This is a genomic window from Paenibacillus sp. FSL H8-0261, assembly GCF_045040645.1.
In the GTDB taxonomy this organism is placed as follows: Bacteria; Bacillota; Bacilli; order Paenibacillales; family Paenibacillaceae; genus Paenibacillus_AQ.
In genome coordinates, this window is the sequence record NZ_CP150297.1 from 4,795,239 (window position 1) to 4,821,922 (window position 26,684).

At 45.3% G+C, this 26,684-nt stretch carries 32 protein-coding genes; 1 reads left to right on the forward strand and 31 read right to left on the reverse strand.

Going from position 1 to position 26,684, the window contains the following annotated elements:
- Positions 1-72 precede the first annotated feature (72 nt).
- The 13 genes from MHI27_RS21325 to MHI27_RS21385 all read right to left on the reverse strand — a co-directional run bounded on the left by MHI27_RS21325 (position 73) and on the right by MHI27_RS21385 (position 9,530).
- A complete protein-coding gene (locus tag MHI27_RS21325; RefSeq protein WP_042190119.1) occupies positions 73-714 on the reverse strand; it encodes a tetratricopeptide repeat protein in 642 nt (213 codons plus the stop codon).
- 111 nt (positions 715-825) lie between these two features.
- Positions 826-1,209 carry an aspartate 1-decarboxylase gene (panD, locus tag MHI27_RS21330; protein ID WP_042129504.1) on the reverse strand — a complete coding sequence of 128 codons (384 nt, stop codon included), beginning with the start codon at positions 1,207-1,209 and terminating at the stop codon, positions 826-828.
- Positions 1,202-2,092, reverse strand: a complete 891-nt coding sequence (gene panC / locus MHI27_RS21335) for a pantoate--beta-alanine ligase (protein WP_076299588.1) — start codon at positions 2,090-2,092, stop codon at positions 1,202-1,204. The genes panD and panC overlap by 8 nt, the downstream gene beginning before the upstream one ends.
- Before the next feature lies 1 nt (position 2,093).
- Positions 2,094-2,960 (reverse strand): 3-methyl-2-oxobutanoate hydroxymethyltransferase, encoded by an 867-nt coding sequence (gene panB, locus MHI27_RS21340; RefSeq protein ID WP_076284579.1) that lies wholly within the window; start codon positions 2,958-2,960, stop codon positions 2,094-2,096.
- A gap of 335 nt (positions 2,961-3,295) precedes the next feature.
- Complete coding sequence (locus tag MHI27_RS21345; protein WP_405174677.1) at positions 3,296-4,096, reverse strand: biotin--[acetyl-CoA-carboxylase] ligase; 801 nt, start codon at positions 4,094-4,096, stop codon at positions 3,296-3,298.
- Entirely contained in the window at positions 4,086-4,568 is a 483-nt protein-coding gene (locus tag MHI27_RS21350) for a hypothetical protein (protein WP_405174678.1), read from the reverse strand. The genes MHI27_RS21345 and MHI27_RS21350 overlap by 11 nt, the downstream gene beginning before the upstream one ends.
- A 77-nt stretch (positions 4,569-4,645) precedes the next feature.
- On the reverse strand, positions 4,646-5,449 hold the full coding sequence (locus tag MHI27_RS21355) for a CCA tRNA nucleotidyltransferase (protein WP_405174679.1): 804 nt from the start codon (positions 5,447-5,449) through the stop codon (positions 4,646-4,648).
- Positions 5,450-5,459: 10 nt separating this feature from the next.
- Positions 5,460-6,617 carry an N-acetyl-alpha-D-glucosaminyl L-malate synthase BshA gene (gene bshA, locus MHI27_RS21360; protein ID WP_076299584.1) on the reverse strand — a complete coding sequence of 386 codons (1,158 nt, stop codon included), beginning with the start codon at positions 6,615-6,617 and terminating at the stop codon, positions 5,460-5,462.
- 20 nt (positions 6,618-6,637) lie between these two features.
- Positions 6,638-7,348, reverse strand: coding sequence for a bacillithiol biosynthesis deacetylase BshB1 (bshB1, locus tag MHI27_RS21365; RefSeq protein WP_076284575.1), 711 nt, complete (start codon positions 7,346-7,348; stop codon positions 6,638-6,640).
- Complete coding sequence (locus MHI27_RS21370; RefSeq protein WP_042129517.1) at positions 7,345-7,767, reverse strand: methylglyoxal synthase; 423 nt, start codon at positions 7,765-7,767, stop codon at positions 7,345-7,347. The genes bshB1 and MHI27_RS21370 overlap by 4 nt, the downstream gene beginning before the upstream one ends.
- 15 nt (positions 7,768-7,782) lie before the next feature.
- Positions 7,783-8,586 carry a 4-hydroxy-tetrahydrodipicolinate reductase gene (gene dapB / locus MHI27_RS21375; protein WP_042190132.1) on the reverse strand — a complete coding sequence of 268 codons (804 nt, stop codon included), beginning with the start codon at positions 8,584-8,586 and terminating at the stop codon, positions 7,783-7,785.
- Between the two features lie 33 nt (positions 8,587-8,619).
- Complete coding sequence (locus MHI27_RS21380; protein WP_076284574.1) at positions 8,620-9,141, reverse strand: tetratricopeptide repeat protein; 522 nt, start codon at positions 9,139-9,141, stop codon at positions 8,620-8,622.
- A gap of 59 nt (positions 9,142-9,200) precedes the next feature.
- Positions 9,201-9,530, reverse strand: a complete 330-nt coding sequence (locus tag MHI27_RS21385) for a nucleotide pyrophosphohydrolase (protein ID WP_036676271.1) — start codon at positions 9,528-9,530, stop codon at positions 9,201-9,203.
- A gap of 168 nt (positions 9,531-9,698) precedes the next feature.
- On the opposite strand from MHI27_RS21385, the gene MHI27_RS21390 reads away from it, so the two are divergent.
- Complete coding sequence (locus MHI27_RS21390; protein ID WP_042190138.1) at positions 9,699-10,568, forward strand: YitT family protein; 870 nt, start codon at positions 9,699-9,701, stop codon at positions 10,566-10,568.
- A gap of 140 nt (positions 10,569-10,708) precedes the next feature.
- On the opposite strand, the gene MHI27_RS21395 is transcribed toward MHI27_RS21390, so the two are convergent.
- The 18 genes from MHI27_RS21395 to trpD form a co-directional block, all read right to left on the reverse strand.
- Positions 10,709-11,608: a sporulation protein YpjB gene (locus MHI27_RS21395; RefSeq protein WP_076284573.1), complete on the reverse strand. Its 900-nt coding sequence runs from the start codon at positions 11,606-11,608 to the stop codon at positions 10,709-10,711.
- Between the two features lie 155 nt (positions 11,609-11,763).
- On the reverse strand, positions 11,764-12,405 hold the full coding sequence (locus MHI27_RS21400) for a DUF1405 domain-containing protein (RefSeq protein WP_256716306.1): 642 nt from the start codon (positions 12,403-12,405) through the stop codon (positions 11,764-11,766).
- 93 nt (positions 12,406-12,498) lie between these two features.
- Complete coding sequence (locus MHI27_RS21405) at positions 12,499-13,371, reverse strand: c-type cytochrome (protein WP_405174680.1); 873 nt, start codon at positions 13,369-13,371, stop codon at positions 12,499-12,501.
- A gap of 26 nt (positions 13,372-13,397) precedes the next feature.
- Complete coding sequence (gene qcrB, locus MHI27_RS21410; RefSeq protein WP_042129529.1) at positions 13,398-14,069, reverse strand: menaquinol-cytochrome c reductase cytochrome b subunit; 672 nt, start codon at positions 14,067-14,069, stop codon at positions 13,398-13,400.
- A gap of 6 nt (positions 14,070-14,075) precedes the next feature.
- On the reverse strand, positions 14,076-14,630 hold the full coding sequence (locus MHI27_RS21415) for a ubiquinol-cytochrome c reductase iron-sulfur subunit (RefSeq protein ID WP_042190144.1): 555 nt from the start codon (positions 14,628-14,630) through the stop codon (positions 14,076-14,078).
- A 239-nt stretch (positions 14,631-14,869) separates the two neighbouring features.
- Complete coding sequence (locus MHI27_RS21420) at positions 14,870-15,289, reverse strand: DUF2487 family protein (RefSeq protein WP_149646826.1); 420 nt, start codon at positions 15,287-15,289, stop codon at positions 14,870-14,872.
- 204 nt (positions 15,290-15,493) lie between these two features.
- Positions 15,494-15,673: an IDEAL domain-containing protein gene (locus tag MHI27_RS21425; RefSeq protein WP_042129535.1), complete on the reverse strand. Its 180-nt coding sequence runs from the start codon at positions 15,671-15,673 to the stop codon at positions 15,494-15,496.
- Positions 15,674-15,918: 245 nt separating this feature from the next.
- Positions 15,919-17,001, reverse strand: coding sequence for a hypothetical protein (locus tag MHI27_RS21430; protein ID WP_405174681.1), 1,083 nt, complete (start codon positions 16,999-17,001; stop codon positions 15,919-15,921).
- Positions 17,002-17,090: 89 nt separating this feature from the next.
- On the reverse strand, positions 17,091-17,678 hold the full coding sequence (locus MHI27_RS21435; RefSeq protein WP_042190151.1) for a histidine phosphatase family protein: 588 nt from the start codon (positions 17,676-17,678) through the stop codon (positions 17,091-17,093).
- Positions 17,679-17,857: 179 nt separating this feature from the next.
- On the reverse strand, positions 17,858-18,448 hold the full coding sequence (locus MHI27_RS21440; RefSeq protein WP_042190154.1) for an anti-sigma factor: 591 nt from the start codon (positions 18,446-18,448) through the stop codon (positions 17,858-17,860).
- A 5-nt stretch (positions 18,449-18,453) separates the two neighbouring features.
- Positions 18,454-19,041 carry an RNA polymerase sigma factor gene (locus MHI27_RS21445; protein ID WP_042190156.1) on the reverse strand — a complete coding sequence of 196 codons (588 nt, stop codon included), beginning with the start codon at positions 19,039-19,041 and terminating at the stop codon, positions 18,454-18,456.
- Positions 19,042-19,803: 762 nt separating this feature from the next.
- A complete protein-coding gene (locus tag MHI27_RS21450; protein WP_076284570.1) occupies positions 19,804-20,898 on the reverse strand; it encodes a prephenate dehydrogenase in 1,095 nt (364 codons plus the stop codon).
- A 47-nt stretch (positions 20,899-20,945) separates the two neighbouring features.
- Positions 20,946-22,043: a histidinol-phosphate transaminase gene (gene hisC, locus MHI27_RS21455; RefSeq protein ID WP_076284569.1), complete on the reverse strand. Its 1,098-nt coding sequence runs from the start codon at positions 22,041-22,043 to the stop codon at positions 20,946-20,948.
- A 59-nt stretch (positions 22,044-22,102) separates the two neighbouring features.
- Positions 22,103-22,927 carry a tryptophan synthase subunit alpha gene (trpA, locus tag MHI27_RS21460; protein WP_341060076.1) on the reverse strand — a complete coding sequence of 275 codons (825 nt, stop codon included), beginning with the start codon at positions 22,925-22,927 and terminating at the stop codon, positions 22,103-22,105.
- Positions 22,924-24,123 carry a tryptophan synthase subunit beta gene (gene trpB, locus MHI27_RS21465; protein WP_042190170.1) on the reverse strand — a complete coding sequence of 400 codons (1,200 nt, stop codon included), beginning with the start codon at positions 24,121-24,123 and terminating at the stop codon, positions 22,924-22,926. The genes trpA and trpB overlap by 4 nt, the downstream gene beginning before the upstream one ends.
- Positions 24,120-24,797, reverse strand: a complete 678-nt coding sequence (locus MHI27_RS21470) for a phosphoribosylanthranilate isomerase (protein ID WP_076284567.1) — start codon at positions 24,795-24,797, stop codon at positions 24,120-24,122. Before MHI27_RS21470 ends, trpB begins: the two co-directional genes overlap by 4 nt.
- Entirely contained in the window at positions 24,790-25,620 is an 831-nt protein-coding gene (gene trpC, locus MHI27_RS21475) for an indole-3-glycerol phosphate synthase TrpC (protein WP_341060074.1), read from the reverse strand. Before trpC ends, MHI27_RS21470 begins: the two co-directional genes overlap by 8 nt.
- Complete coding sequence (gene trpD / locus MHI27_RS21480; protein ID WP_341060072.1) at positions 25,610-26,650, reverse strand: anthranilate phosphoribosyltransferase; 1,041 nt, start codon at positions 26,648-26,650, stop codon at positions 25,610-25,612. The genes trpC and trpD overlap by 11 nt, the downstream gene beginning before the upstream one ends.
- Between the last annotated feature and the right edge of the window lie 34 nt (positions 26,651-26,684).

Below are 26,684 nucleotides of genomic sequence, written 5' to 3' on the forward strand. Positions count from 1 at the left end.
ATGCACACCACTGGTTCAGGGGATGCATCGCTTGAATGAAAATGCGGAATAATAAACCGTAAACGTAATAATTTACAATAATGAAACAAGCTGATTTCCGAAATGAAGCTTACCTCCTCGGCGGCGGCAAACCTCCAAATTAACGGTTGGTTCAGGAAGTGCCGGGTCAAGTTGCAAAGAAAGGCCAAACAGCTCCTGCGCTTCATTGAACCGTTCTTGAGAGGCCCTGATGCAACCTAAAGCGTTATAAACCATTGCCTTCAGCTTGGTTTCCCGTATCAAACCGAGCATATGGTTCAGATGACTCCAAGCAGCTTCCCCCTCCCCTTCCTGCAGGTAAGAGATGGCTAAATATAATCGAGCAGCCAAGCTATCCGGATATTGCACAATAACTTCCTTAAACTGTTCAATACATTTCCCATACATCAGCAGCTTATAATACCCTTGACCTCTAACAAAAGTATCCATGCACAGCTCGGGTGCTTCCTGCTCTGGCACTTCCTCTTCAACCACAGTCGTAAAATCTACACTTTCACGAAAGTGACTTAGCTTCTCTGCAAAGGCCAGCCATTCATCCATCACTTTATCACTAAGTCGATGCAGCATATTATAATTGCATAAAAGCTCATTCCGGCGGGCACCCTCCGCTGTAGGGTAATCTGTAACGATCTCCTGAAGCACCTTGTTCATTTCAGCAAACAAATGTTGAAACATGGGCTATCCCCCCTTACTGAAGATGAAATCAGTTCAGCTTGCCTGACTTCATTTTCTGCGAGAACGGGGTCTTTCATCCCTGCCATTCATTACATGGCGTAAGTCCATAAATTAAGCGATTGTAGCATGCAATTCATGATCAGCCAGCTTCACTGGTCTGTTGTTCTCATCCACGAATACCACCGTTGGTTTATGCGATTCCAGTTCTTCCGAAGACAGCATCGCATACGAAATAATAATTACTGTATCTCCCGGTTGAACAAGACGTGCAGCTGCACCATTTAGGCAGATCACACCACTGCCGCGAGGCCCTGGAATAACATAGGTTTCTAACCGTGAACCATTATTGTTGTCCACGATCTGCACTTTTTCATTCTCAAGAATATCTGCCGCTTCCATTAAGTTCTCATCAATGGTAATACTTCCCACATAATTCAAATTGGCTTCTGTCACCGTCGCGCGGTGAATTTTGGATTTCATCATATGTCTAAACAAGAGCGGCAACCTCCTTTGGAATAAATACATTATTGTCAATTAATCGCGTTCTGCCAAACTTCACGGCAAGCGCTATAATAATCTCCCCATTTACATCCGTTAATAAAACTTCGTTCTCTAAGCCTTCCAGATTAGGGAAAGTCAGTATTTCCGCATAATCAATGACCGCCAAAGGAGAGTTGGAAATAACCGAGGTCAACAATTCCCGCACTTCAGCAACGGTTGTTACTTTTCCTTCTTCAATGGACTGACGTGCTTCACGCAAGGAACGAGATAACACCAGTGCTTGAGAACGTTCCTCTGGAGATAAGAATACGTTACGCGAGCTAAGTGCAAGTCCATCTCCTTCACGAACGATAGGGCAAGGTACAATTTCAACATTCATATTCAAATCAGATACCATTCTGCGGAGCACAGCTACTTGCTGAGCATCCTTTAGCCCGAAGAAAGCATAATCTGGCTGCACGATATTGAATAGTTTATTAACAACTGTTGTTACGCCATTAAAATGCCCTGGACGCGAAGCCCCACAAAGTCGAGTGGTAAGCTCTGATACCGAGACAGTAGTCCGGGTAGGCTGCGGATACATTTCTTCCACACTGGGGATAAATACAATATCGACACCTTCGCGTTCCGCAAGCTCCAAATCACGCTCTTCATCGCGCGGATAGGAATCATAATCCTCATTCGGTCCGAACTGCAGCGGGTTCACAAATATGCTCATAACGACCGTGTTGCTCATTTCTCCTGCCCGCCGAAGCAGACTGGCATGTCCTTCATGCAGGTATCCCATGGTTGGAACAAACCCAATCGGGGTATGCCCACCTTGTCTCATATATTCCAAAGCTTCGCGCAGTTGCTTAATGCTTCTGACGACTCTCATCTTATTCCCCATCCTTTCCGGCACCGCCGTATAAAGATTCCAGAACGGTTTCATCTGCTTTAAAAACATGACCTTCATCTGGGTACGAGCGATTCTTCACTTCTTGCACATATTGGCTGATACCCTCACGAATCAGGCTACCCACATCCGCGTAGGTTTTGACAAAACGTTTCTCACGGTAGGGTGAGGCATAACGCAACAAATCATGGAAAACCAATACCTGTCCATCACAATAACGACCTGCACCAATCCCAATGGTCGGAATGCTCAGTGCCTCAGAAATTGCTTGTGCCACTTCTTCTGTCACCAGCTCCAGTACCACTGCAAAAGCACCTGCTGCTTCAAGGGCCTTAGCTTCATCCATCAGACGTTTTGCATCTTTGGCGTCCTTACCTTGAATGCGGTAGCCGCCAATCATATTTACCGATTGCGGTGTAAGTCCAATATGCCCCAGCACAGGAACTCCCGCAGCTACAACCGCAGTAACTGTCTCACAAATTTCGAGACCGCCTTCCATTTTGACGGCATGAGCCCGCCCTTCCTGCATCAGTCTGCGCACACCCCGCAAGGTTTCATCTATACTTCCGTGGTAGGTCATAAATGGCATATCTGCCACAATGAATGTTTTTTGTGCGCCCCGAGTTACCGAACGAGTGTGGTAGACCATATCGTCAATCGTAACAGGTAAAGTTGTATCATATCCAAGTACCACATTTCCCAGGGAGTCACCCACCAGAATAAGATCGATACCGGCTTCTTCAGCAAGTAGAGCCGATGGGTAATCATAAGCAGTCAGCATGCTTAACCGCTCACCATCTGCTTTCATTTTTTTCATTTTCACAATATTAAGTGCTTGTTTGTTTGCCATTTCTCTCTTCGTCCTCCTTTTTGAAATTACATCCCCGTAAAAATCGCAACAAAAAAACCTTTTAGCAACGATTTGCTAAAAAGGTCCGAAGGGCAAAAAAGAGTCACTCGCGATCGTCCCTTCTGTCTCGGTCCTTACGGCTCAGAGCAGAATCCAACGTAACCGTCTAACGCAGTTATGAAGGTGATTCCAATAATAAAACCATTATAAGTTCATCAGATCAAGAGTACAGTTCGCAAAACGATACCGCCTCTGCCCCATAGTATAACAAAAAGGACTCGGAAATACACGAAAAAAATATGACAGGGGATGACACCCTGTCATATAAAAAAGATTTATAATAGCTCGATTTCACCTGAGCATACGCTAGAAATCTCTCCTGCGCTGTTTTTAAGGATTAGTCCACCTAACTCATCCAAACCTACCACAACGCTTTCAGAGCGTCCCTGAGGGCTATTCAGAGCGATTTGGCGACCCAAAGTAACTGACATCGACTCCCACAGCTCTTTGATAGGTTTAAAACCTTGTTCCATGTAAAGATTGAAATGCAGCTCTAACTCATTCAGTACAGCTCTTACCAGCTCCGAACGGTCAATAGGGACACCGCCCCGCTGAATCCGAAGAGAAGTCGCTACTTCCTTCAGATGATCAGGATAATCGTCTTCAGTCAAGTTCGCAGAAATTCCAATCCCAGCGATGCAATAATGAAGCTCTCCTTCTCTTAGCGAAGACTCGAGCAAAATTCCACATATCTTTCGACCGCCCGCAAGCAAATCATTTGGCCATTTAATCCCGGCGTCTACTCCGGTTACACGGCGAATTGCCTTACAGACTGCAACCCCAGCAAGCAGTGTTAACTGAGGAGTCTGTAACAAAGGTAAATTCGGACGCAATACAATACTCATCCAAATGCCTTTGCCACGAGGAGAAAACCATTTCCTACCCATTCGCCCTCTAGCACCGGTCTGTTCTTCAGCGATTACGGTTGTTCCTTCTGGTGCACCGTTTTCCGCCAATCGTTTGGCTTCCTCCTGAGTAGATACGACAGACTCCAGGAGCTGAACTCTGTCTAGCCAATTCGAATCAGAAGCTTCCTGCTTCAACCCGGTTAGCGACAGCGCTTTTTCATAGCTCATGTCCATCCATCCTTTTTGCTTCAAGCAGCAATTCTTGTTTATTGTTAAGAAGATCTCCCGAAGCAGTCGCCTGCAGAAGTGCACTCAGCATATTGCCAAGCCAAGGTCCTGGACGTTTCTCAAGCGCTTCCGCCAACTCATTGCCTGTAACAGCAAGCTCCGAGAGACTCTTCAGTGGCATTTGCACGATCCACTCTCTTGCAGGCACCGCTGGGGCGGTGATAGCGGGCGAGTCTTTTGAGACCGCTTGGGTGTTGACAGCGGGTGAGACTTCCGAGTCCGCTGGCTGATTCGCAGCGGAAAGGGCAGCTGCTGGCAGGATCGCCAGCAGCGAGAGCCACCCTTCGGCGGCTTCCACGCCGAAGGTCAGCACGGCGGCGATCCAGCGCCGCCGCAGTAGATCCGTGCCGCCCGGTTCCCCTGGCGGCACAGACTCCAGGGCAGCGGTCCAAGCTTCGCGGACCCGCAGCACCTGGACGACGCTGGTACGCGTCGTCCCAGAGAACGTCCATGCCCGCAGCAGCTCATCGGCCTCCTGGGCCGACTGCTTCAGGGCATGGAGGAGAAGCGCCCACCGCAGGTGGCGCTCTCCAGTTCCCCTATCCCGGCCGTTAAAGCGGCAGCAGCCGCCAGATCGGTTCCGGTCCAGGGGAACGGGGCTTTGCCGCGCGCGAGCAGCTCACAGCGCGCTAGCATAGCAAGGCCGCGCCGAGGATGCGGCCCCTCTACGATGCGGTCCAGCTCCGCGCGGACACGCTCCACAGCAATATGCGCCAGCTTATCTCGCTGACGCAGGAGCCCCCTCCACGTATTCTTAGCGATGGAGAAATCTAACACCGATGCGAAACGAACGCAGCGAAGCATGCGAAGCGCATCCTCATCGAACCGTTCCTCTGCATCACCCACACAGCGGATCACACGGAGAGCTAGATCCTTCTCGCCTCCGAAGGGATCAATCAAATCTCCACCCAGCCCGCAGCATATCGCGTTAATCGTAAAATCACGACGACGAAGATCTTCCTTCACATCACTAACAAATTCAACATGGTCCGGACGACGATGATCGACATATCCGCTTTCAGTTCGGTATGTCGTCACCTCAAATCCATGCCCATCCTGAAGCACAGTGACCGTCCCATGTGCTAGCCCTGTCGGAATACTGCGTGCGAAGATGGCTATCACTTCCTCCGGCACTGCTGAAGTTGTAATATCCATATCATGCACTGGCCTACCCAATAGCTCATCGCGAATACAGCCTCCAACCCAAAAAGCCTCATGGCTGTTTTGCGTTAGCTCAGAAATTACATTTTCCGCCGCAAGAGCCATAGCAGATGGCGCCATTTTCCATTTCATTACGAACTCCTTACCCCCTGACTGTATCCAGTCTAGGTACCTTGCGCCCGAGCACACGGTAATATATATCCTCATACTGACTTGTAATCGAATCCTTACAGAAATCTTTGCAGGCCGTTTCCAGACAAGCTTGTCTGAACTGCTCCACCATGCGATCATCCGATAGGAGTTTGATTGCATATTTCGCCATAGTTTCTGTATCACCAATTGGAGCAATGAATCCTGTCTTGCCATGTTCTATGAGCTCCGGAATGCCTCCGGTTTGCGAACCTATAGTCGGAACACCACAGGCCATCGCTTCCAGGGCGACCAGACCAAAGCTTTCCTTCTCAGAAGGTAACAGAAGAAGATCAGCCAACGAAATAACTTGAGCAATCTCATCCTGTCTTCCTAAGAAGCGGACTTTATCATCCAGACCCATTTCACTGATCTTAGCTTGAATCTTAGGAAGATCCGGCCCTTCGCCAACAAGCAGCAGACGTGAAGGGATTTCACGATTCACTTTAGCAAAGATATCGACAACATCGCTTACCCTTTTAACTGGGCGGAAGTTACTGATGTGCATCAAGATCTTCTCCTCAGGAGAAGCAAAATCTTCTCGCAGATTCGATACATCCCGTGGATAATAGACACGATGATCAACGAAGTTATAAGTGAGGTCGATCTCGCGCGTAATATCCAGCACTTCTCGTGTTTCTCTAATGAGATCCTTCGATACGGCTGTTACGGCATCACTTTCATTAATTCCAAGACGGATTAGATCTTTTAGCGATTCATCCTGTCCAAGTACCGTAATATCAGTGCCATGCAAAGTCGTTACAACTTTTATATCATTACCAAGCATCTGCTTAGCAAGGAAAGCACAAACAGCATGCGGAACGGCGTAATGAACATGAAACAGATCTAAATTCTGCATTTTGGCAACCTGAGCCATCTTCGTAGCAAGTGCTAAATCATAAGGAGGATATTTGAATACATAATAATCATTAACCTCTACCTCATGGTAAAATATATTTTTCTGGAATTTCCCTAACCGAAACGGAATGCTGTGTGTAATAAAATGAACTTCATGTCCCTTCTCGGCCAAGAGTTTTCCTAATTCAGTCGCTACTACGCCTGAGCCGCCAAGAGACGGATAACAAGTGATGCCTATTTTCAAACGATCCATATTCCGTCCCCTTCTATACCTTATATAGTTTGATCCCCTGCAGTAAACAGATCTACTGCATAGGGAACTTTTGTTGCAAACCCTTCCGCATAGGGAATAAGTCTCCGCTGTCCAAGCAACATGTCTCTGGAACGAACACGTTCAATATAACCTTCCGTTAGCGGTGTGGATACAGCATCGGCACCGAGCGGCTTGGTGAACTGGGAGCGATAGCAGGACAACGCCTGCTCCTTCAGCCCATATTGTTTAGTAACATCTACAATAAGATCCGTACGTCCTAGATCATTTATAAAATAAAAAAACAGCTGTGGAGCCGGAACTGCCGGCTTGTCCGGCATATATTTACGTAGTTTAGCATTAAAAACAGCCTCTTCTACTAACTTACTGCACGCAATATGATCCGGATGACGATCTTCCCAATAAGGAGCAAAAACAATCGCAGGAGCAAACCGGCGAATTTCTGCTGTCACAGCGGCCACATGCTCTTCTGTTATAAACAGCCCTCTGTCAGATAAACCCAAATTCGTCCGCACAGACACGCCAAGCAGATCAGCAGCTTGCTGTGCCTCTTCCATGCGTAGCTCTACAGTACCGTTCGAGGACATTTCCGCAGCTGTTAAATCGCACAGACCTACTTTTAGTCCTGCAGCGGTATGCTTCGCAATCGTACCTGCCATTCCGATCTCCGCATCATCCGCATGAGCCCCAAATACAAGAATGTCCAGCTTCATTCATCAACACCTGGTTTGTATTTATGGACGAGTTCACGCCAAGCAAAGTCACCACGATCAATCGCCTTCACAAGCACCTCAGCTGTTGCGATATTCGTTGCTACAGGGATACCATATACGTCACATAGACGAAGTAAAGCTGTAATATCTGGTTCATGTGGCTGTGCCATTAATGGGTCGCGCAAGAAAATAATAAGATCCAATTCATCTTGGGCTACCATTGCCCCAATTTGCTGATCTCCACCCAATGGTCCTGACATATAGCGATGAATCTTCAAGCTAGTCACATCCATGATCCGTTGGCCAGTAGTCCCCGTAGAAAATAGTTCATGACCTACAAATACATGCTCATAGGCTAATACAAAATTTACGATTTCATCTTTTTTACGATCATGTGCAATAAATGCGATCTTTAACATGGTGTTCTCCCCTGTCTATTCTATAAAGTGCTCAAATCCATAGATCAAGCCAGTGTATCCCATTACCTTTTGAATACCCATCTTAACGCCTGGCATATAGCCTGCTCGCTCATAAGAATCATGCCGGATTTTTAAGGATTGTCCGAACCCACCAAAAATCACTTCTTCTTGGGCAAACACACCAGGAAGACGGACACTATGTATCCGGAATCCATTATAGTAACCCCCACGCGCACCCTCAATCGTTTCTTCTTCTTTAGGGTTTCCTTGACGAAGCTCTTCCCGTACTTCTGAAATCATCTCTGCTGTTTTGACTGCAGTTCCGGATGGAGCATCCAGTTTTTGGTCACCATGATACTCGATAATCTCCAGATGTGGAAAGTATTTTGAAGCTTGAGCCGCAAATCTCATCAACAGAATAGCCCCTATGGAGAAGTTCGGAGCAATAAGTCCACCTATCCCCTGGTCTTGACACTGCTTGTCCAGTTCCACAATTTGCTCCGGTGTGAATCCGGTTGTACCGATAACCGGACGCACTCCATATTTAATGGCTAGCACTGTATTCATATACGCTGATTGTGGTGTAGTGAAATCGACCACAACATCTCCGTTGCTTCCCGCGAGGGCAGCCTCAAGATCTGAAGTTACAATAACTCCTGAGTCTTCGAGACCTACTAGACGGCCTGCATCTATATCCATTGTTGAACGATCTACCGCAGCCGCTAGCTCCAACTCTTCGTCCTGCAGCACAAGTTTAACAACCTCTTTACCCATTCTCCCGCCTGCACCGGATACGATAACTCTGATCTTGTTGCTCATATCTTTTCATCCTCGCTTTCACTAGTTATATAGTTACTGCATATACGATTGTATGGATTTCTGAAGGTCTACCATCAATTCTCGCAAGCCAGAATCATCCGGATGTAAAGAAATCACTTCTTTCAAGGCGGCCATAGCCTGCATATGTTCATTCACCCGACTATGTGCGATGGCAAGCCATACATAAGCATCCCCATATAATGGATCAAGGGTGATGGCCTCTTTAAGTAGCGTAATCGGATGATACGGGTTACGAGTTTTGTTATCTTCATCTTCTATCAACCGCTTAGCTTCCTGTACATGCATCATAGCTTGAAGATGCTGTAGATGTAGACTATACTCAGGTTTGCTGCCATCTAACTTCATAGCCACCTGAGCATGAACTAAAGCTTTATCTAGCATACCACTGCGGGCATACGTTATGGAACAACGATATCTGACTTCAGCATCAGCCGGACTTGCTGCAATCGCGGCTTCAAAGCAAACAATAGCTTCTGCAAAGTCACTACGCAATATAGAGCGATAGGCTTCTCTTACATAATCCCTTTGATCCATATCCTCACCATCCTCACGGCTAAATCCCGTTCGTTTGGTACAGCATATGTTATAGAGGCCTAATCGGTGTCTTTTGGTGTCCAACGACCAGCGTCTCGGGTATTAAACTTATGCATGACCTTATTATGTGCTTCAGTCAGATCAATCCCAAGAGAATTTGCAAAACAAACAGTAATAAACAAAATATCTCCCAATTCAAGCTCTATAGAATTCTCTGCTTCATCAGATTTCTTCGGCTTCTCACCGAATTCATGATTGACTTCCCGCGCCAACTCTCCGACTTCCTCGGACATGCGGGCTAACATAGACAGCGGACTGAAGTATCCTTCTTTAAATTGCGATATATAAGCGTCTACTTCACGCTGAATGTCACCAAGACTTTTGTCCATAAAATGTATCTTTGCCCCCTCTGTATATCTTGCCTTCTGTTTGCCCCTATGTTATCGTAAAGACGTTTTGAAGACAAATCTTTTTTGAATATTTTAACACCCGCAAGAAAAGGTATACTTTTTATAGGAAAAGAAAAACTGCCTAAACAAGGCCTAACGAGGGATTCCATGAATTCAAACAAGGTAATTTCAATCAGCAAAACAGTTGCCCCTATCATGCTCGGAACCGCAGTATATGCATTCGGACTACTGTATTTCATCATTCCCAGTCAACTAATGGAAGGCGGCGTAACGGGAATCACACTGCTGCTTAATTATGCCTTTGACATTCCAATCTTTTTAACAACACTCCTTATCAATCTCCCATTGTTTCTGCTCGGTTGGAAAGTTCTAGGCGGCCGCCAAATTGTATACACAGGGGTAGGAATCGGATCTTTGTCCCTTTTCTTGTGGATCTTCGAAAGATTGATCTCTGCTGGATGGATTGTTCCTTTCAGTACCGAACATGACTTTATTCTTGCTGCACTATACGCAGGGGTAACACTTGGAACCGGGCTTGGGATTGTGTTCCGTTTTGGTGGCACTACAGGTGGCGTAGACATTGTGGCAAGAATTCTGGGACGGAATTTCGGCTGGAGTATGGGGCAGATTATTCTGGCCATCGACATTTTCATTATCGGCTCTTCCATCTTCTATATTCCCAAAGAAAAAATTCTGTACACACTCGTTGCAGTGTTCATAGCATCCCGTGTCATCGATTTTATCCAGGAAGGCGCTTATGCCGCCAAAGCATTTACAATCATTAGTGATGAGGCACCTCAAATTGCTGATCTAATAACTGCTGAACTAGAACGAGGTGTAACACTCATCCCTGCAATCGGTGCGTATTCTAAGCAAGCCAAACATATGGTGTACTGTGTAGTTTCAAGGCAGGAAATTCGCCGTCTTAGTTTACTGGTCAAATCGATTGATCCGCACGCGTTCGTAATTATTAGCGATGTGCACGACGTACAAGGCGAGGGATTCAGAGAAACATAAAATATCCCCACAAAGTGGGGTCTTGCTTCGATACGTACTCAGATACTTTGCGGGGGCCCCAAATATATAAGTTTTGATTCGTTAAAAAAGGAGCGGGGGATTCTTCCCCGCTCCTTTTACTTATTTATATAACCATTCCACTAAATTGGTTTGAAGTTCTGATTCTCTCCACGGTACTTACGATAACCCGCATAAGCTAATACAGCGATAATAAACCCTGCGGCTAGTCCTCCCCAAATCCCAAATTCTTGTGAGGCCAGGGGTACTGACAAAGCCGGCTCATCCTTCTCTTTTCCGAACATTACCCGCACAGTATCCTGACCATAAGACACGATTTCAAGCAACCGGGCCCGTTCGATTTTTTGTGAGGAAGAAGGAATGCCTGCGGCATAAGAGAGCCAAGAATCAAAAGCATTTACAACTTCAGGTTTCCGAGAGACGATCACCGCTGGCCGGATATTTTCATACCTGCCCTGTAGCCTCTCTACAGCCGTTTTCCATCCCGTCAGATCATTTGTAGCACCACTTTGTTCCATCGCATTTAAATCCTCGCGAATTAGCTTATAATACTGAAGCCAAATGGGTTGTCCGGGTTGATTCAGACTGTTGGCAGCTAATCGTAACCTGGTAGCTGTAGCCTCCAATTGCTGCTGAGATACTTTTGCACTTGCCACAGCAGCCTTCAGGTCCATAATGACCCCTGACAACGCATTAATGCCCTCTACAGAGGTCATTCCTTCAAAAGAAGAGGACACTATGATCCTAGAGATCTCTTCGGTCTCTTGTCGGACCTTCATCACATCCCCTTCCAAGACATACCCATACAATGCCTCAGCGGCTTGTTCTAGCTGCTGTGCTCCAGTCTTTCCGCTCATCACTGTCAAACCGTTGCCCGAACTAACGTCGGCGCTTTGCTTCGAAACCTTGCCAGAACCTTCACCAGCATTCCCTTGCGCTGCTGAGGCTTTTTCAACATTCATGCTGGTCAATAACCAGCAAAACACTAGAATAACCAACACATAATATCTCCCTCGGAGCATGAGACATCCCCCTCCTACCTAAGAAGAAACGACGTTGTCGTCTTTATTAGACGATATTCGTTTCTCGTAAAATTATAAGGATAAAGTATAGTATAAAACTTATACTTCTTATAATTCTAAATGTATGGCAGGCGGACAAGGGTTAGAACTGCTTACTAGAACCTGTTCTTAAACTGATAGATAGAGTCTACTGGTCTTTGTCTACTACTAAACAACCAAGCAACAATTACACTAAACACCGTAAGCGCCATCGTGAAATATTGCACCTGTGTGACATCATCATTCAGTACAGAAGGTAACCATGGGTATATTCCATAGGAATAGTCCAGCATATCGTTAGCAAGGGTCCAGAACAGCGCTAGCGGAATCATTTTGCGGAAAGAAAAGAATCGTGCATAGATCAAAGCTTCTACCGCCATCCCCAAATGAGAGATCACCAGCATCCAGTCTTTCCAAACCAGAATATCTCCTTGATAACCTCCAGCAAAAATCATACTTACTGCCCAAATCCCATACTTCACAGACGTCACAACTGCTAACGCCTCAATAAGCTCCCTTACATTGTTTCCCGTATAGCTTTTTGGAGGAAAGAGCATTAGCAACAGCGCCAAGGTAAAGAACAAGCTCGCGGTTGGACTATCTGGAACAAACGGGAGCAACCAAAGCGGAAAGTTAGCCGCCGTGAACTCCAATTGATTGCCATACCATATGTAGCCATAAATGGTACCGAGAAGATTCACAATAAATAACAACCAAATGATTCCTCGGTGCTTAAACAGTTTATCAAGAACGGACATACAGATCATTAACCTCCCAAGTAGTGGCAACTTTACATTTAGACATACAAAAACCTGACCGCAGTTTCGATCAGGTTTTGCGTTATTTTTATTTTACTGTTCGCTTTTTTGTTTGGCAAGCCAGTCTGCCAAGGCATCAATGTCTTGATCCGAAAGCCCCGCTCCCAGAGCAATATCATACATCTTCGGCATCTGTCCTTGACCCTCTTTTATAATAGTAAGGATTGCTTCTTTATCATGGGTGTCCCCAACGCCGCGAAGTGAAGGCCCGCCTGCCCCTTTCAAATCCGCCGCATGACAAGAGATGCAAGTAGCTTGCTTAAACAGCCCCATAGCCGGATCATCCTTATCTACAATCGCTACTTCCTTTGCCTTAACTGCACTCGAGGTTGGAAGCCCCTTCGCCCTATTCTCTGCCGCCTTCTCTTCCCGTTGAACATCTTCAGGAATTTGACCAGTTTCAGTCATTTCATGTTTGTATTCCGTCCAAGCGGTATTTGTTAAGTACACAATCGCCGCTAGCGATAAGAACATCAAAGATGAAGCGATCGGTCTACGATAGAAGCGACGTTCTCTGCCCGTGTCAAGAAATGGTGCTAAAAGAAGTGAACCAAAAGCTACACCGGTTACACCTAATGTACCCAGAACGATATAATCACCTGAAGCATAAGGAAGCTTCAAATACTGATAGAGAAACAAGAAATACCAGTCAGGAATTGGGATAACCGTAGCACTCGCATTCGCTGGAAACCCTAGCGGCGCTGGCTCTGAAATAGTAAGCACTAATATTCCTACAAGTACAACGACGCCAACCATCCATTCTTTCAGTAGAAAGTTAGGGATAAAGGCTTCCGATTTACCAGGATAGGCTGAATAGTCTGGAGGTGTGATAAATCCATTGCCTTTACGAACTCTGGTATCACCGACATATACAACCTTTTCCTTAGAATTGTTTCCATGTGCCATCCGTATTCCTCCTCTCTTAGATTAACTTACAACGGTCCAGAAATCCCTTGTCTGCGGATCATAATAAAGTGTCCTACGAGCAGACTAAGAAGCACCGCTGGGAGGAAGAATACATGAAGTGCGAAGAACCGAGTCAACGTTTCTGCACCAACAATCGTACCGCCTTGCATAAGTTCTTTCAATACGGGTCCCATCACTGGAACAGAGTTAGCAATTTCGAGTGTTACTTTAGTCGCGAAGTAAGCTTTATTATCCCAAGGCAATAAGTAACCCGTTAAACCAAGCCCCAACATTACGAAGAAGATGAGCATTCCAACTACCCAGTTCATCTCACGCGGAGCTTTATAAGAGCCTGTAAAGAAGACGCGCATCGTATGAAGGAACATCATAACAATGACAAGACTGGCACCCCAGTGATGCATTCCGCGAACAATTTGTCCAAAGGCAACACTAGATTGTAAATACTCAACACTTGCATAAGCATTGATAATATCTGGAACATAATACATCGTTAAGAACATACCCGATAAGATCTGAATCACTGTAATAAAAAAGGTCAGTCCGCCAAAACAATACACAAACGCAGAGAAGTGATGGGCCGGGTTAACATGCTCAGGAACCTCGTGGTCGGCCACGTCTCTCCAAATTGGCGTAACATCCAAACGTTCGTCAATCCAGTTATAGACATTTTTAAACATTAGAACCTACGCCTCCTCACTAGCTACTGTATTAGGCACAATATCACCCAAAAGAACCCACCCGTTATCAAATTTCGTTTTATACTGGTCAAGCGGTTTTGGAGCTACTTCGAGATTTTTGCCGAGTTTGGTATAACGCGCACCGTGGCAAGGACAATGATACTCGTCCGGATGTGCCTTATCATTGTTCCATCCAACCGTACATCCTAAATGTTTACAAATGGGTGAAAGCGCATAAATATCACCCTTTGCGTCTTTACGGATCCACGCAGTCAGCGTCGCTGTGCTGTCGTACCATCCGTCTTTCTGTTTCAATTCAAACGTAAACTCTTGGGGCTCTTCGGTGATTTTGCTAATTTCAGCAACCTTTATAAAATCACCTGCGCCCTTCTTATGTAATATTGGGTCCACGACAAAACGGACCATTGGGAGAATTGTACCTGCCCCCATAAAAGCAGTAGCGCCACCTAGCGTGTAGGTCAAAAATTGCCTGCGCGACATCTCTTTACGGCTGGGTGGTTGTTCAGGCCAAATATCCTGTTGATCATTATGGCTGCTCATACTGTTATATAACCCCCTTCTCAAGATATAAGAAAGTATCTAAGGTGTCCGATCAGAGATGCCTTACTATAAATAATCCGTTTTCAAATCTTTTCAATGAAATACATCACATACCATTTCGATTCAACCTAATAATAGCTTAGGCACTAAAACCCGTCAAGAATATTGTCTAATTTGTGACAGGCCAAAAAGTGATTTCTGCTTACAATTGTTGATTTTCTGTCACATTTAAAAGAGACTCACCGTCCCCACATCTTTTGAATTTTCATACCAATATCACTATTAATCTTACCTTCCAGAGAGCCCTCAATGATAGGCAGAGAGAGTACTAAATCGCTTTCAAAAATTTCTTGTTCCAGAAGTGCTATATCTGCTGTTAACACCACGGCATACTGGAAACCACTGGATTTGACTTTTCGGCAAACCTCATTAATTAGATCGACATATCCTTCCCCTCCATACTGAATCGCCGGGTAAGTTACAATCCGTCCCTTAAACGGTATTTCCACCAAATCCATAAAATCACGTAATCTTTCTAATGCTTGAACCGTCTCAGGGGGACTCTCGGACCCACTTAATCCTGTAAAAGGTATGAGACATGTATCATAGAACTTTCGATTTTCTTCCCACTGTTCAACTTCAAAATCACTGAATTTCATTAATGTCATCTCCCTATTTGCGATCCTTCTTCGCATCCACTTTTCACAAATTTGCCCGATGTTATAAATCCCATTATATTGAAAGAGGAAGACAAACGTCTAGATTTAGATTTTCACCCGTCTTCCTTCACCTCTAATTGATACAGAAAGTGAGTTGAATAGGTACCTATTTAATAAAAAAAGAAATGCGCTATGCGCATTTCTTTATGCCAAACTTTTAAGTTCTTCTGTAAGATTTCGAAAAGCCAATTTATCTCCTGTAGCCAGCGCCGTGTCAATCTCACGGTGCAAGATGTCGGAGCGACGCTTTCGCAGCGCTTCATCCCACACCATTTCTGCCGCAAGTCCTAGCATCACTTCGTACGTAGCCTTCATTTTGTCCATTCGATACACCTCCGCTGTTTAAGAGATCCTTATTACTTTAATATTTTGATATCCATCAAGATGATTTTGTTTTCGGTTTCAAAAGTGACGGCACCTACTAAATCATATTCAACAATCCTGTCTACGTTCTACATATTTACCCATTCTGATCAATACTTCATCTATTGTTCCTATCAACAACCAAAGCGAAGTCCTCATCTACGTATGTAATCCCCATAAGCATTTGCTTGTATGCCTTCATACTACTATAGATGTTTAGGCACGGCCATCTCCATCCCCCACGGCGTCATCATCACAGTGAGACCAGCAGTAGTCTCCCCTAATTTAAGCATCCCAAGGTGCACCATCATCCGAATAATTCGTTGCTCCAGAATAGAGGCAGCATTGTCATAATAGAACGGTTTAATTAACCACCCAATACCATCCACTAATGAAGGTACGCTCACCCAATTCCCAGCACTAATGCTTACCCAATACACAAGTGAAGGCAGGTTTGGTACAGCCCCCTTATATAGTTTTAACCAAAAAGAGAATATCTGCATCAACGAGTCACATTTTCCGTTGGCTAACACTGCCTCTCCTGTCGCCGTAAGCCTTAGCCGAAAACCTTCTTCAGTGATCCAGCGGCGATGACGAACATAATCATACAGGAGCGCTAATCTAGGCGGATAATGCTCACATGCCCTACCATAACCAAATCTCCAGCCGCCTTTGCTAAGAAGATCCTCCGGAATATGAAGTGCATTCATCACTCCTTGCTGATACCGCCTATACATTGCCCCTTCCTGATTAAGCTCTGGCTCATTTTCCTTGATATATCTCAGAAGCATAACCAGATCACTTAATAACAATTCTCCTTCATTTCGATACATGGCTGGTTCAGAGCTAACCGCAACCTTATCCTTGATATGTGCGCTCATCGTCTCACGAAAGCGCTCTTTCAAGTCTTTAGGCACTTGGAACAAGTATCTGGTTTGCTGGGAGGAACCGCTAAAGAGCCAGCCTCCGCTTTTGAAACGAGACACCATTTCTCGGAAGCCTCCGGTCTTTCCTTCTGGAGCATCAAAAGAAGCCTGTCTAGCTACAGCCAACAAATCTTCCAGACTAAAGTAGCTGCGTTCATCAAAAAGTAATGTATTCAGAAACCGTAGATCCTCCGGAGTACATTCCCGGATATGAGACTCCATAAAACTTCTGCTTCCAAGCATAATCAAAATACTCTGGATCAAGTCATGTTTGGAATTCTGCTTGCATTCACACCGGTAGCGTCCCGCTATGGCGGTCAGCTGTCCAATATCTGCATAAGTGAGCATATCCGCCAGATTCATGTTTTATCGCCTCACCGTTTTACTACCATTATGGGAAATACAGCCCTTTTTATTCCCCTTTGCGCAAAAAAAATAACCCGATGCACGGGTTAACGCTGATTTTGCAGGATATGGCGAGTACAATTATATAGAATAGGGTTCCATTCCCGTTCTTTTTTCTCCAAAATTGTCAGGGATAAATTCCCAATTCGCTCAGAATACTTATCTTTGTAAAATGCAGTATACAGTTGAGCGAGGAACCCTCCATGAGATATAACTAGTATGTTCCGATTGGGATGCTGCGCAGAAATATCCTCCATAAAGGCAAGTGCACGTGCTTGAAGCTGTTCGTCAGTTTCTTGACCAAGTGAAAGCTGACTCCAATCTTTCCCCCACTTCTCTTCACGCTCAGCGGCAGTAAGTCCTTCTACTTGCCCGTAGGCACGTTCCCGGATCCGATCATCAGGATCAAGCAACGGTACATTTAATTTATCAGCGATGATCTTGCCTGTCTCTGCTGCCCGGGAAAGGTTACTTGTAATGCAATAATCCCAGCGATACGGCTCTTGTAATAAGCGGTCAGCAAGCATAGCAGCTTGCATCCGTCCTTCATCATTAAGCGGAATATCACTTTGCCCCTGTATCTTTCCAATTGCGTTCCAGTCCGTCAATCCATGGCGTATCAAGCCGATTAGCATATTACCTCCCCCTTTTCACCCAAGTATTTGTCTCTTAATGTAACATGGATGAAATAAAAAGTCTTCTTTTATGCGTATTAGAATACAAAAAAGCCCCTTATCTTTACATAAAGGGACTCCTACATCATTCTTAACACTATTATATACTGCAATAGTTAAGTCATACATCAATAGACCCTTTATGATCTGCGATATCGATTCAGCCGGGTTAACGAAAACACTGCAAAACCCACGCCAAGCATGGATAACATCATCCAATATTGAGGATGAGTAGGTCCCATATTTACTACAAGCGGTTCAATAATCCCACCTTCAGAGCCTAAAATGGGATAAGTAGAAGTCCATTCCATAGAGCCAGCAACGCCAGTCTCTACAATTCCACTTTGAGCCACAGTGATATCTGCAGGTGTTCTAAACATAGTAAAGTAAAGAACACTAGACAAAAATACCGCCAGGAAGCAAGCGATCCAGAGACTAAGCCTATGACGAACAATGGCAGATGTCCCTGCGGATTTCCCATCCCCTGGCATCAACCAAGGACTCTCTAGATAAATCCGCTCCATAACTTTAACATTTATAACTTCTGCACGCTCTTCACTAATCTCTTCTTTCAAATCATGCATAAGCTGGCTACTCTCTTGCCACAGAGACCATTCAGCAGCGCAGTAAGGACAAGTTTCAATATGTTGTTCGAGCAAAATCCGCCTAGGATGTGTGGGGGGAGCGTCCCACAAGAGCGGAATACATTCTTGCGCTTCCCTGCAATTCATTCGCCTTACACCCTCTCAACCTGCTCTTCAACTTCAGGCTCATTGAAATAGGATTCGAGTTGAAGCTTCACACTACTTCTGGCACGAAACAACAATGATTTCACGGAGCTTACACTCTGATCCAAAATTTCTGCAATTTCTTGATAATCCATCTGATCGTATTCACGCAGGATTAACGCAGAGCGTTGTTTCTCCGGAAGATTATTAATTGCCTCACGAACCAAATTCATCCGTTCTTTACGCAATGCAGCCTGCTCAGGCGCTACTTCAAACGGTGCAACGGGAGTATATCCACTCTCTTCTAGGGATACATTTCCGGCACGATTCTTACGAAGCTCACTTAGCACGGTATTACGAGCAATAGTGTACAACCACGTTGAAAAGGAAGCATCTACCTCTCGAAAGGAATGCAAGCTACGGAATGCCTTGTAGAAAGTCTCCGAACAAAGGTCCTCTGCAATTAGCTCCATTTGTGAGTTTCTAAGCATATGATATACAAATGCCAATATTTTTCGTTGATAACGACGCATTAATTCTGAATATAATTCTGTGTTGCCTTGTTTAATTTCCTGGATCAACTGGGAATCCGTCATGGTGAGATTGGCCCTCCTCGCCCTTGCACGTCTTTTCCCGTCCGGTCCGTACTTATTATACCGGTTTGGGCTTTAAAAGTTGCGCTGGTTTACTACAACTTTTTAGTTTATTACAAGAAGAAACGATATTGTCGACCTTTTATGTAAGACAAACGTTCCTTGTGGGAATTTAAGGGAAAATATATGACGTGCAACTTATCCGTTCTTCAATTTTGAAATACACCTATGTATATTCAAACACCCAATAATTAAGGCATGATGATTGTGATGAATATAAAAAGAAAAATGGCATATTTCTATGAGCATATAAATTTTATAACGAATCTAGAAATATACCAGATCTATTGTATCACAGATTCTCATAGGATGACATTAATAGACTTCAGAGCAGTAATCTCGTCAGCATGACCTGACAACAGATTATAAACGAACATGAAGTTCAACCATAAGACTTTGATCACTGTAATGTGACTTTAATCTCTTTTTAATAAACTGTTGACAAAATGTAAACGTATACATATAATAAAAGTACAGTATGGTTTCTCTCCACTCCTATCCAAATACTACACGGTTCCAATTTATTGTGAACTGTAGCCGCTTACTTTGTAAGCGGTCTTTTTTTGTCCTGTAAGCGCTGTATTAGCCCCACTCATTATTAATACCCTCTTCTGCATCCACTTGAAGCAGTAGCTGTTTTCAACAGTATGCTCTTTCAGATCCTAAAACGAAATAAAAGCCCCTCCATATTGGAAGGGCTACTAACTACACATATACGGTATAATCGTGCTGCTGCAGAAGCACCTTCGCACGTTCCATATCGTTCTCCTGTCGAAAAGATAGGCGCATAATACCCGGCACATCTTCACGACTCTCGATGATTTGTACGTTGCTAAGGTTAATGCCTTGATCCCCCAGCTCAGTAGCGATACGACCGATAATCCCCGGATGATCCGGTACATCAATATGTAGGTCAAATAAAGGTGCGATCATGCCTTTACGCCGTTCAGGCAACTGACTGCGGAAGCCATTCGCTTCTTGGAAAGCCTCTTCAATTCCTACGCCATCTTCACTTTCCAGGAGACGAACAAAAGAAGAAACTTCCTCGTTCCAATCCTTCAATAAACGAAGCATTACGGAACGATTGTTCAGCAAAATGTCTCGCCAAATTATAGGATCGCTGGACGCAATCCGAGTGATATCCCGAAAGCCCCCTGCAGCTAGCGTGCTATATAAGGAGTCGGTATCGTCATAGGCACGAATCTGATTTACCAAAGCAACAGCAATAATATGCGGTAAATGACTAATGGCACCTACAATCTCATCATGGCGTTCTGGATCAAGGCGTACTATCTGTGCTCTTGTGTGGTGTAGTAGAGACTCCAGTGCATGATAAGCCTCATCTGGCACTCCTGGAGGAGGCGTCAACACATAATAGGCATTCTCAAATAGCAGTGATGAAGCTGCCTCAACACCTGAGCGCTCTGATCCTGCCATTGGGTGTCCGCCGATAAAATGTACTCCAGGAATATCTAAGGAGACCGCACATGCGGCAATACTAGCTTTCGTGCTTCCTACATCTGTAATAATGCAGCCGGGTTTTAGAGGCAATTTACTTAATTGCTGCAGATAATCCTCTAACATCCCTACCGGTACACATAAAAAAATGAAATCAGCATCAAGTGCCGCTTCTTCAACAGAAAGCGTGGCTTGATCAACCACACCTCTGCTTATATATTTACTCGCGGATTCAGGACGGTGGGCATGTCCTACGACGGTCAGGCCCTCCTTGCCTTTAAAGCAAAGGGCCAGTGAGCCTCCGATCAGACCGACACCGAATATAGCTATTTTTGTCGTCATGTTCTTTGAACTACCTGCCTTTTTTAGTCTAGTCTTGCTGTTTATTACTAAGCGCGCACACCAGACTCTATAAGCGTTTGTTCCAGCGCAGTTATAAACGCTGTGTTCTGTTCAGCTGAGCCCACAGTAACACGAATATAAGTAGGGTAAACTTGATGACCCGCTCTTACTATGATTCCTTTACGCATCAAAGCATCGAAAACCTCGGTTGCAGGTTTACGAACATCTACCATAATGAAGTTCCCGTGTGCAGGGAAGGATTCAAGGCCCAGACGTTTGAATTCACCTTGTAATTGGACAATACCCGCGCTATTAAGACGACGGCATTCCTCCACGTATTCTTGGTCATTCAAGGCAGCAAGAGCCGCGGCTTGCGCAAGACGAGTGGTATTGAAAGGCTCGCGTACCTTGTTGATCAATGAAATAATCTCAGGACTAGCAACGCCATAACCAATACGCAATGCGGCTAAGCCATAAATTTTGGAGAATGTGCGAAGCACAACCAAATTCGTATAACGATTTAATAATTGGATACCGTTGGAGTAAGAAAGATCTGTTACGTACTCACAGTATGCTTCATCAAGAACAACCATTACATTGGAAGGAACAGCATCAAGGAAAGAAACCAAGGCTTCCTCTGGTACAATCGTTCCTGTTGGGTTATTCGGATTACAAATCCAGATAACCTTCGTACGGTCCGTAATACGGGCCAGCATCCCATCCAGATCATGTGTACCATTTACAAGTGGTACCTCGATGGACACAGCGCCTTCGATATCTGCGTTACTCTTATACACAGAGAAGGTCTGGTCAGCCATGATTGTCTCATCACCTGGCAAGAAGAAAGCACGAGCAATAAGAGCAATAATCTCATCAGAACCACAGCCAAAAATAATATTATCGCTGTTCACACCAAGACGGTTGGCAAGTGCTGCCGTCAACTCAACGGCCGATCCGTCTGGATATAGATAAAGATTCTCAAGCTCTGCTAGAATAGCTTCTTTAGCACTCGGGGAAGCTCCATACGGGTTCTCATTGGATGCAAGCTTAATAACCTCACTTAAGCCAAGCTCCTTCTTAACTTCGTCTATAGGTTTCCCTGGTTTGTAGACAGGGAGATTAACTATATTCGGTTTTGGATTCATGAATAGTCCTCGCTCTCCATAGTTGATTACTCCACTATACACAGGTCAAAATGACACTGTTATGGTCTTTTTAATTGTGCCACAAATTCTCGAATTTGCAACAGCCCCTCATTCCGTGTAGCGGGATTATCGAGCAGCGGAATGACCTCTTCTATTTTACGAACAATCGCACTACCTACTACCACGCCATCGCAAATCTGAGCAAAGCGGGCCACCTGTTCGCCAGTTGAGATCCCAAATCCTACAGCCACCGGCAGATCCGTAGCTTGACGCACGGAATCAATAAACGCCTCTACATCAGCATGGAAAGTGGATCGTTCCCCTGTCACACCTAACGAGGATACACAATAGATAAACCCACTCGCACCTGAGACAATCTTCGCAATACGTTCACTTGAGGTCGGTGCAACTAGTGGAATGAGATTAACGCCAACTTCACTACTGCGGCGACGCATCTCCTCTGATTCCTCGACAGGAAGATCTGGAATAATAAGACCACTAATCTCATGAGCATTCAGTTCTGCGAAAAATGTATCCAGCCCCATTTGCAGGATAGGATTGTAATAGGAAAACAAAATAAAGGGCAGGCTGCTTCCGGCTTGACGAGCTTTTAACGCGGTCTCCATACAGGTACGCAGGTGAACCTCCCCCCGCAGAGCTCGTGCAGACGCTCGCTGAATGACAGGGCCATCTGCTAGCGGATCAGAGTAAGGTACTCCCAGCTCCAAAATGTCTGCACCTGCCGCCTCCAGTTCTGCGATGATGGCAAGCGTAGTCTCCAGATCAGGGTCTCCAACCGTCAGAAAAGGAATTAATGCCGTCTGTTCTTCAGCTTTAAGCTTCCGGAATACCAAATCCATCCGGTTTGTAGTTTCGGTTGTCATTCATTTCCCTTCCCTTCTGTGTACGCCATGATCGATTCCACATCTTTGTCTCCCCGGCCTGACAGGCAGATAACAACAATATCATCCTTGGTAAGGGTTGGACCCATCTTCACTACATGGGCTATCGCATGTGCTGACTCCAAAGCTGGAATAATACCTTCCGTTACACATAGCAGCTTCAGTGCATCAAGCGCCTCTGCATCCGTAATCGGAACATATTTTGCGCGTTCGATATCTTTTAAATAGGAGTGTTCAGGACCTACGCCTGGATAATCCAGACCTGCGGAGATGGAATGAGCCTCTGTTACTTGACCATGTTCATCCTGCAGAAGGTAACTCATCGAACCCTGGAATACGCCATGAGTCCCCTTGCTCATCGTCGCCGCATGAAATGGTGTGTCAATTCCCTTGCCTGCTGCCTCAACACCAATCATACCGACACCTTTATCCTCTACGAATGGATAGAACATGCCGATAGCATTACTACCGCCGCCTACTGCAGCAACAAGCACATCCGGCAGTCTTCCTTCAGCCTCCAGAATCTGGCGCCGCGTTTCATCACCAATAACCCGCTGAAAGTTACGAACCATCATCGGATAAGGATGTGGGCCTACGGCAGAACCGAGAATGTAAAAAGTATCTTCCACATTGCTAACCCAGTAGCGAAGCGCTTCGTTGCCGGCATCTTTTAAGGTACGCGATCCGGAAGTAACGGGAATTACCTCAGCACCAAGCAGCTTCATACGGAATACATTGAGTGCCTGGCGACGAGTATCCTCTTCCCCCATAAACACCTTACATTCCATACCAAGTAGGGCTGCAACTGTAGCAGTAGCTACACCATGCTGACCAGCTCCGGTCTCAGCGATCACCTTGGTTTTACCCATCATTTTAGCCAGAATTCCCTGACCAATCGCATTGTTAATCTTATGAGCGCCCGTATGATTCAAATCTTCACGCTTCAAATATATTTTTGCTTCTCCCAGATGTTTACTTAGACGTTCCGCATAATACAGTGGGGTCTCCCGTCCGGAATATTGCTTTAATAGATAATCTATTTCTTCTTGAAAAGCAGGGTCTGCCGAATACTTCTCATAGGCTTCCTCCAGCTCAATCAATGCAGTCATCAAAGTTTCGGGCACGAAGCGCCCTCCGAATGAACCGAAACGTCCATGCTGGTCCGGTACTTGTGTCATGATTGCTTCACCCTTTCCACAAAAGCTGTCATTTTAATAATATCTTTAACGCCTTCACTCTCTACTCCACTAGACACGTCTACTCCGTACGGAGCATAAGTATCTAGCAACTCTCCTACGTTATTAGGATGAAGTCCGCCAGCCACAAATAACGGCAACCCATTTCGTAGCGCGATTTCCTGATAATCAGGCAACCTCTCCCAAGCGAACGTGCGCCCAGACCCGCCGCTCTGCTGAGGATCATAAGTATCTAACAACACAGCATCGACGAAGCCTGCGTATTGTTCCAATGTATATTTGTTATCAGCGTCATCACGCTCTTTATCAGCAACAGACAATGCCTTCCACACCTGAACTTGTGGGAAAGCTTGCCGAACCTTTTGACAAAAGGCTGGACTTTCCTGCCCATGTAGCTGAATGACATCTAGTGACACAACGGAAAGCAGTTCGCTCAGCTCATTCAGCTCTGGATTAACAAAAACCCCTGCAGCTTTAGGTTTTTCACTAGTCTTCCATTGCGGAAGTTCAGCAATCAGTTCGGAAGCACGCTCCAGAGTAACCCTGCGACGACTAGGAGCGAATACAAATCCAATATAATCTAGTGGTAAGTGTAACATAGATTTTAGCACTTCAACGTCCTGAAGTCCACAGATTTTTACCAATGTCTCAGCCATGCCGGACACGGTCCTTTCCATTTGGAAGCATTCCTAGCAATCCATTTACCGCTTCTTCTACATTTGCCTGACGCATTAGATATTCCCCTACGAGGACCCCGTGAGCGCCAGTCGTTCTTAAGTAGTCAATATCACTTGGCCCTGCAATTCCGCTTTCACTGATCACAGGTACCCCTTGAGGTACTAGTGCTGCCAGCTCTGCCGTTGTCTCTAAGGACGTCTCAAAGGTACGCAGATTACGATTATTAATACCCAGCAGAATATTAGGATGTGTTATCTTGTCTGTACTTAATACCACTGCAAGCTCATTCCGATCATGAACTTCGATTAATACATCCATTCCAAGTCCAGTAGCTATTTCTATAAAATGAGACAGTTTATCCGGTGTCAAAATAGCAACGATTAACAACACCGCATCTGCTCCAAGAATACGCGCTTCATAAATTTGTTTCTCATCGATAATGAAATCTTTGCGTAGCAGCGGCAGATTTACAGCTTCCTTCACGTGCTGCAAGTAAGCAGCGCTTCCCTGAAAATAATCCGTATCCGTCAAAACAGATAAACAATCAGCGCCGCCCGCTTCATAACCTTTTGCAATGGAAACAGGATCGAAATCCTCACGAATCAGCCCTTTTGAAGGGGATGCCTTCTTTACCTCCGCAATCAAACCTATATCCCTGTTCTTCCCCTGGGTCAGAGCCTTACGAAAGCCTCTAGTCTGAGGGAGTGCTGCTATATCACGTTCAGCTTGAGCTAGAGAAAAGCTATTACTGAGCGCCTCCACCTCTTTGATCTTTGTAGCGACAATTTTATCAAGATACATAATTAAGCTCCTCCGTCATCACAACAAGCTGTTTCAGCTTGGATAATGCCTTACCCGAATCCACTACTTCTTTAGCTTTCTCGACGCCTCCGGCCATGGTATCTGCCAGACCCGCAACATATATACATGCTCCTGCATTAGCTAACACGATATCTCGGTAGGGATTGATCTCACCTTGGAGCACAGAGGTAATAATTGCTGCGTTCTCTGCTGCGTCTCCACCCAAAACAGCTTCAAGTGGATGTCTGTTAAGACCTAATCCCTCCGGAGTAATTTCATAAGTGCTCACTACACCCTCTTTTAGTTCAGACACTAATGTAGAGGCTGAGATGCTGATCTCGTCCAGACCATCCGAACTGCTTACAACCATTGCGCGCTTGGAACCCAGCTCCTTCAGTACATTAGCCACCGTCTCCGTCTTATTTCGGTCATAAATCCCTAGGAGCTGACGGTCAGCTCCAGCGGGATTCGTAAGAGGACCCAGCATATTGAAGATCGTACGTACACCAAGCTCCTTGCGAGGAGCTGCTGCATGCCGCATCGAAGGATGATAAATTTGTGCGAATAAAAAGCAAATGCCGATACGATCCAGACATTCTCGGGCTTGGTCTGCATTCAGATGAATGTTTACGCCAAGGGCTTCAAGTACATCCGCACTTCCCGCTCTGCCTGAAGCAGAGCGATTTCCATGCTTGGCAACTCTTACAGAAGCCGCTGATGAAATAATTGCTGAGGCGGTTGAAATATTAAATTTATGGATGCCGGAACCGCCCGTACCACAAGTATCTAACAAGCGTGCGCGATCAGTCAGTACGGATGTGCCGAACCCTCTCATAGCTTCTGCAAAACCCGTAATCTCCTCCACGGTTTCTCCTTTAATTCGTAAAGCGGTCAGCAGTGAACCGATTTGCGCTTGTGAAGCATCTCCTAGCATTATAGCACCCATTATATCCCGTGCTTCTGTACGTGTCAGATTCTTGCCTTCGATTAGTCCGGCGATTCCTGATTGAATTAATTTCGTTGCATCCATAATGTTCTTCCTCCCAGCCTTAATGAGTTACTAT

Excerpts from the sequence above, each read along its gene's own strand:
- MHI27_RS21325 (WP_042190119.1), bottom strand. The coding sequence starts at position 714 with ATGTTTCAACATTTGTTTGCTGAAATGAACAAGGTGCTTCAGGAGATC.
- panC (WP_076299588.1), bottom strand. The coding sequence starts at position 2,092 with ATGAGAGTCGTCAGAAGCATTAAGCAACTGCGCGAAGCTTTGGAATAT.
- panB (WP_076284579.1), bottom strand. The coding sequence starts at position 2,960 with ATGGCAAACAAACAAGCACTTAATATTGTGAAAATGAAAAAAATGAAA.
- MHI27_RS21345 (WP_405174677.1), bottom strand. The coding sequence starts at position 4,096 with ATGAGCTATGAAAAAGCGCTGTCGCTAACCGGGTTGAAGCAGGAAGCT.
- MHI27_RS21355 (WP_405174679.1), bottom strand. The coding sequence starts at position 5,449 with ATGAAATGGAAAATGGCGCCATCTGCTATGGCTCTTGCGGCGGAAAAT.
- bshA (WP_076299584.1), bottom strand. The coding sequence starts at position 6,617 with ATGGATCGTTTGAAAATAGGCATCACTTGTTATCCGTCTCTTGGCGGC.
- bshB1 (WP_076284575.1), bottom strand. The coding sequence starts at position 7,348 with ATGAAGCTGGACATTCTTGTATTTGGGGCTCATGCGGATGATGCGGAG.
- MHI27_RS21370 (WP_042129517.1), bottom strand. The coding sequence starts at position 7,767 with ATGTTAAAGATCGCATTTATTGCACATGATCGTAAAAAAGATGAAATC.
- dapB (WP_042190132.1), bottom strand. The coding sequence starts at position 8,586 with ATGAGCAACAAGATCAGAGTTATCGTATCCGGTGCAGGCGGGAGAATG.
- MHI27_RS21380 (WP_076284574.1), bottom strand. The coding sequence starts at position 9,141 with ATGGATCAAAGGGATTATGTAAGAGAAGCCTATCGCTCTATATTGCGT.
- MHI27_RS21385 (WP_036676271.1), bottom strand. The coding sequence starts at position 9,530 with ATGGACAAAAGTCTTGGTGACATTCAGCGTGAAGTAGACGCTTATATA.
- MHI27_RS21390 (WP_042190138.1), top strand. The coding sequence starts at position 9,699 with ATGAATTCAAACAAGGTAATTTCAATCAGCAAAACAGTTGCCCCTATC.
- MHI27_RS21395 (WP_076284573.1), bottom strand. The coding sequence starts at position 11,608 with ATGCTCCGAGGGAGATATTATGTGTTGGTTATTCTAGTGTTTTGCTGG.
- MHI27_RS21400 (WP_256716306.1), bottom strand. The coding sequence starts at position 12,405 with ATGTCCGTTCTTGATAAACTGTTTAAGCACCGAGGAATCATTTGGTTG.
- MHI27_RS21405 (WP_405174680.1), bottom strand. The coding sequence starts at position 13,371 with ATGGCACATGGAAACAATTCTAAGGAAAAGGTTGTATATGTCGGTGAT.
- qcrB (WP_042129529.1), bottom strand. The coding sequence starts at position 14,069 with ATGTTTAAAAATGTCTATAACTGGATTGACGAACGTTTGGATGTTACG.
- MHI27_RS21415 (WP_042190144.1), bottom strand. The coding sequence starts at position 14,630 with ATGAGCAGCCATAATGATCAACAGGATATTTGGCCTGAACAACCACCC.
- MHI27_RS21420 (WP_149646826.1), bottom strand. The coding sequence starts at position 15,289 with ATGAAATTCAGTGATTTTGAAGTTGAACAGTGGGAAGAAAATCGAAAG.
- MHI27_RS21425 (WP_042129535.1), bottom strand. The coding sequence starts at position 15,673 with ATGGACAAAATGAAGGCTACGTACGAAGTGATGCTAGGACTTGCGGCA.
- MHI27_RS21430 (WP_405174681.1), bottom strand. The coding sequence starts at position 17,001 with ATGAATCTGGCGGATATGCTCACTTATGCAGATATTGGACAGCTGACC.
- MHI27_RS21435 (WP_042190151.1), bottom strand. The coding sequence starts at position 17,678 with ATGCTAATCGGCTTGATACGCCATGGATTGACGGACTGGAACGCAATT.
- MHI27_RS21440 (WP_042190154.1), bottom strand. The coding sequence starts at position 18,448 with ATGAATTGCAGGGAAGCGCAAGAATGTATTCCGCTCTTGTGGGACGCT.
- MHI27_RS21445 (WP_042190156.1), bottom strand. The coding sequence starts at position 19,041 with ATGACGGATTCCCAGTTGATCCAGGAAATTAAACAAGGCAACACAGAA.
- MHI27_RS21450 (WP_076284570.1), bottom strand. The coding sequence starts at position 20,898 with ATGACGACAAAAATAGCTATATTCGGTGTCGGTCTGATCGGAGGCTCA.
- hisC (WP_076284569.1), bottom strand. The coding sequence starts at position 22,043 with ATGAATCCAAAACCGAATATAGTTAATCTCCCTGTCTACAAACCAGGG.
- trpA (WP_341060076.1), bottom strand. The coding sequence starts at position 22,927 with ATGACAACCGAAACTACAAACCGGATGGATTTGGTATTCCGGAAGCTT.
- trpB (WP_042190170.1), bottom strand. The coding sequence starts at position 24,123 with ATGACACAAGTACCGGACCAGCATGGACGTTTCGGTTCATTCGGAGGG.
- MHI27_RS21470 (WP_076284567.1), bottom strand. The coding sequence starts at position 24,797 with ATGGCTGAGACATTGGTAAAAATCTGTGGACTTCAGGACGTTGAAGTG.
- trpC (WP_341060074.1), bottom strand. The coding sequence starts at position 25,620 with ATGTATCTTGATAAAATTGTCGCTACAAAGATCAAAGAGGTGGAGGCG.
- trpD (WP_341060072.1), bottom strand. The coding sequence starts at position 26,650 with ATGGATGCAACGAAATTAATTCAATCAGGAATCGCCGGACTAATCGAA.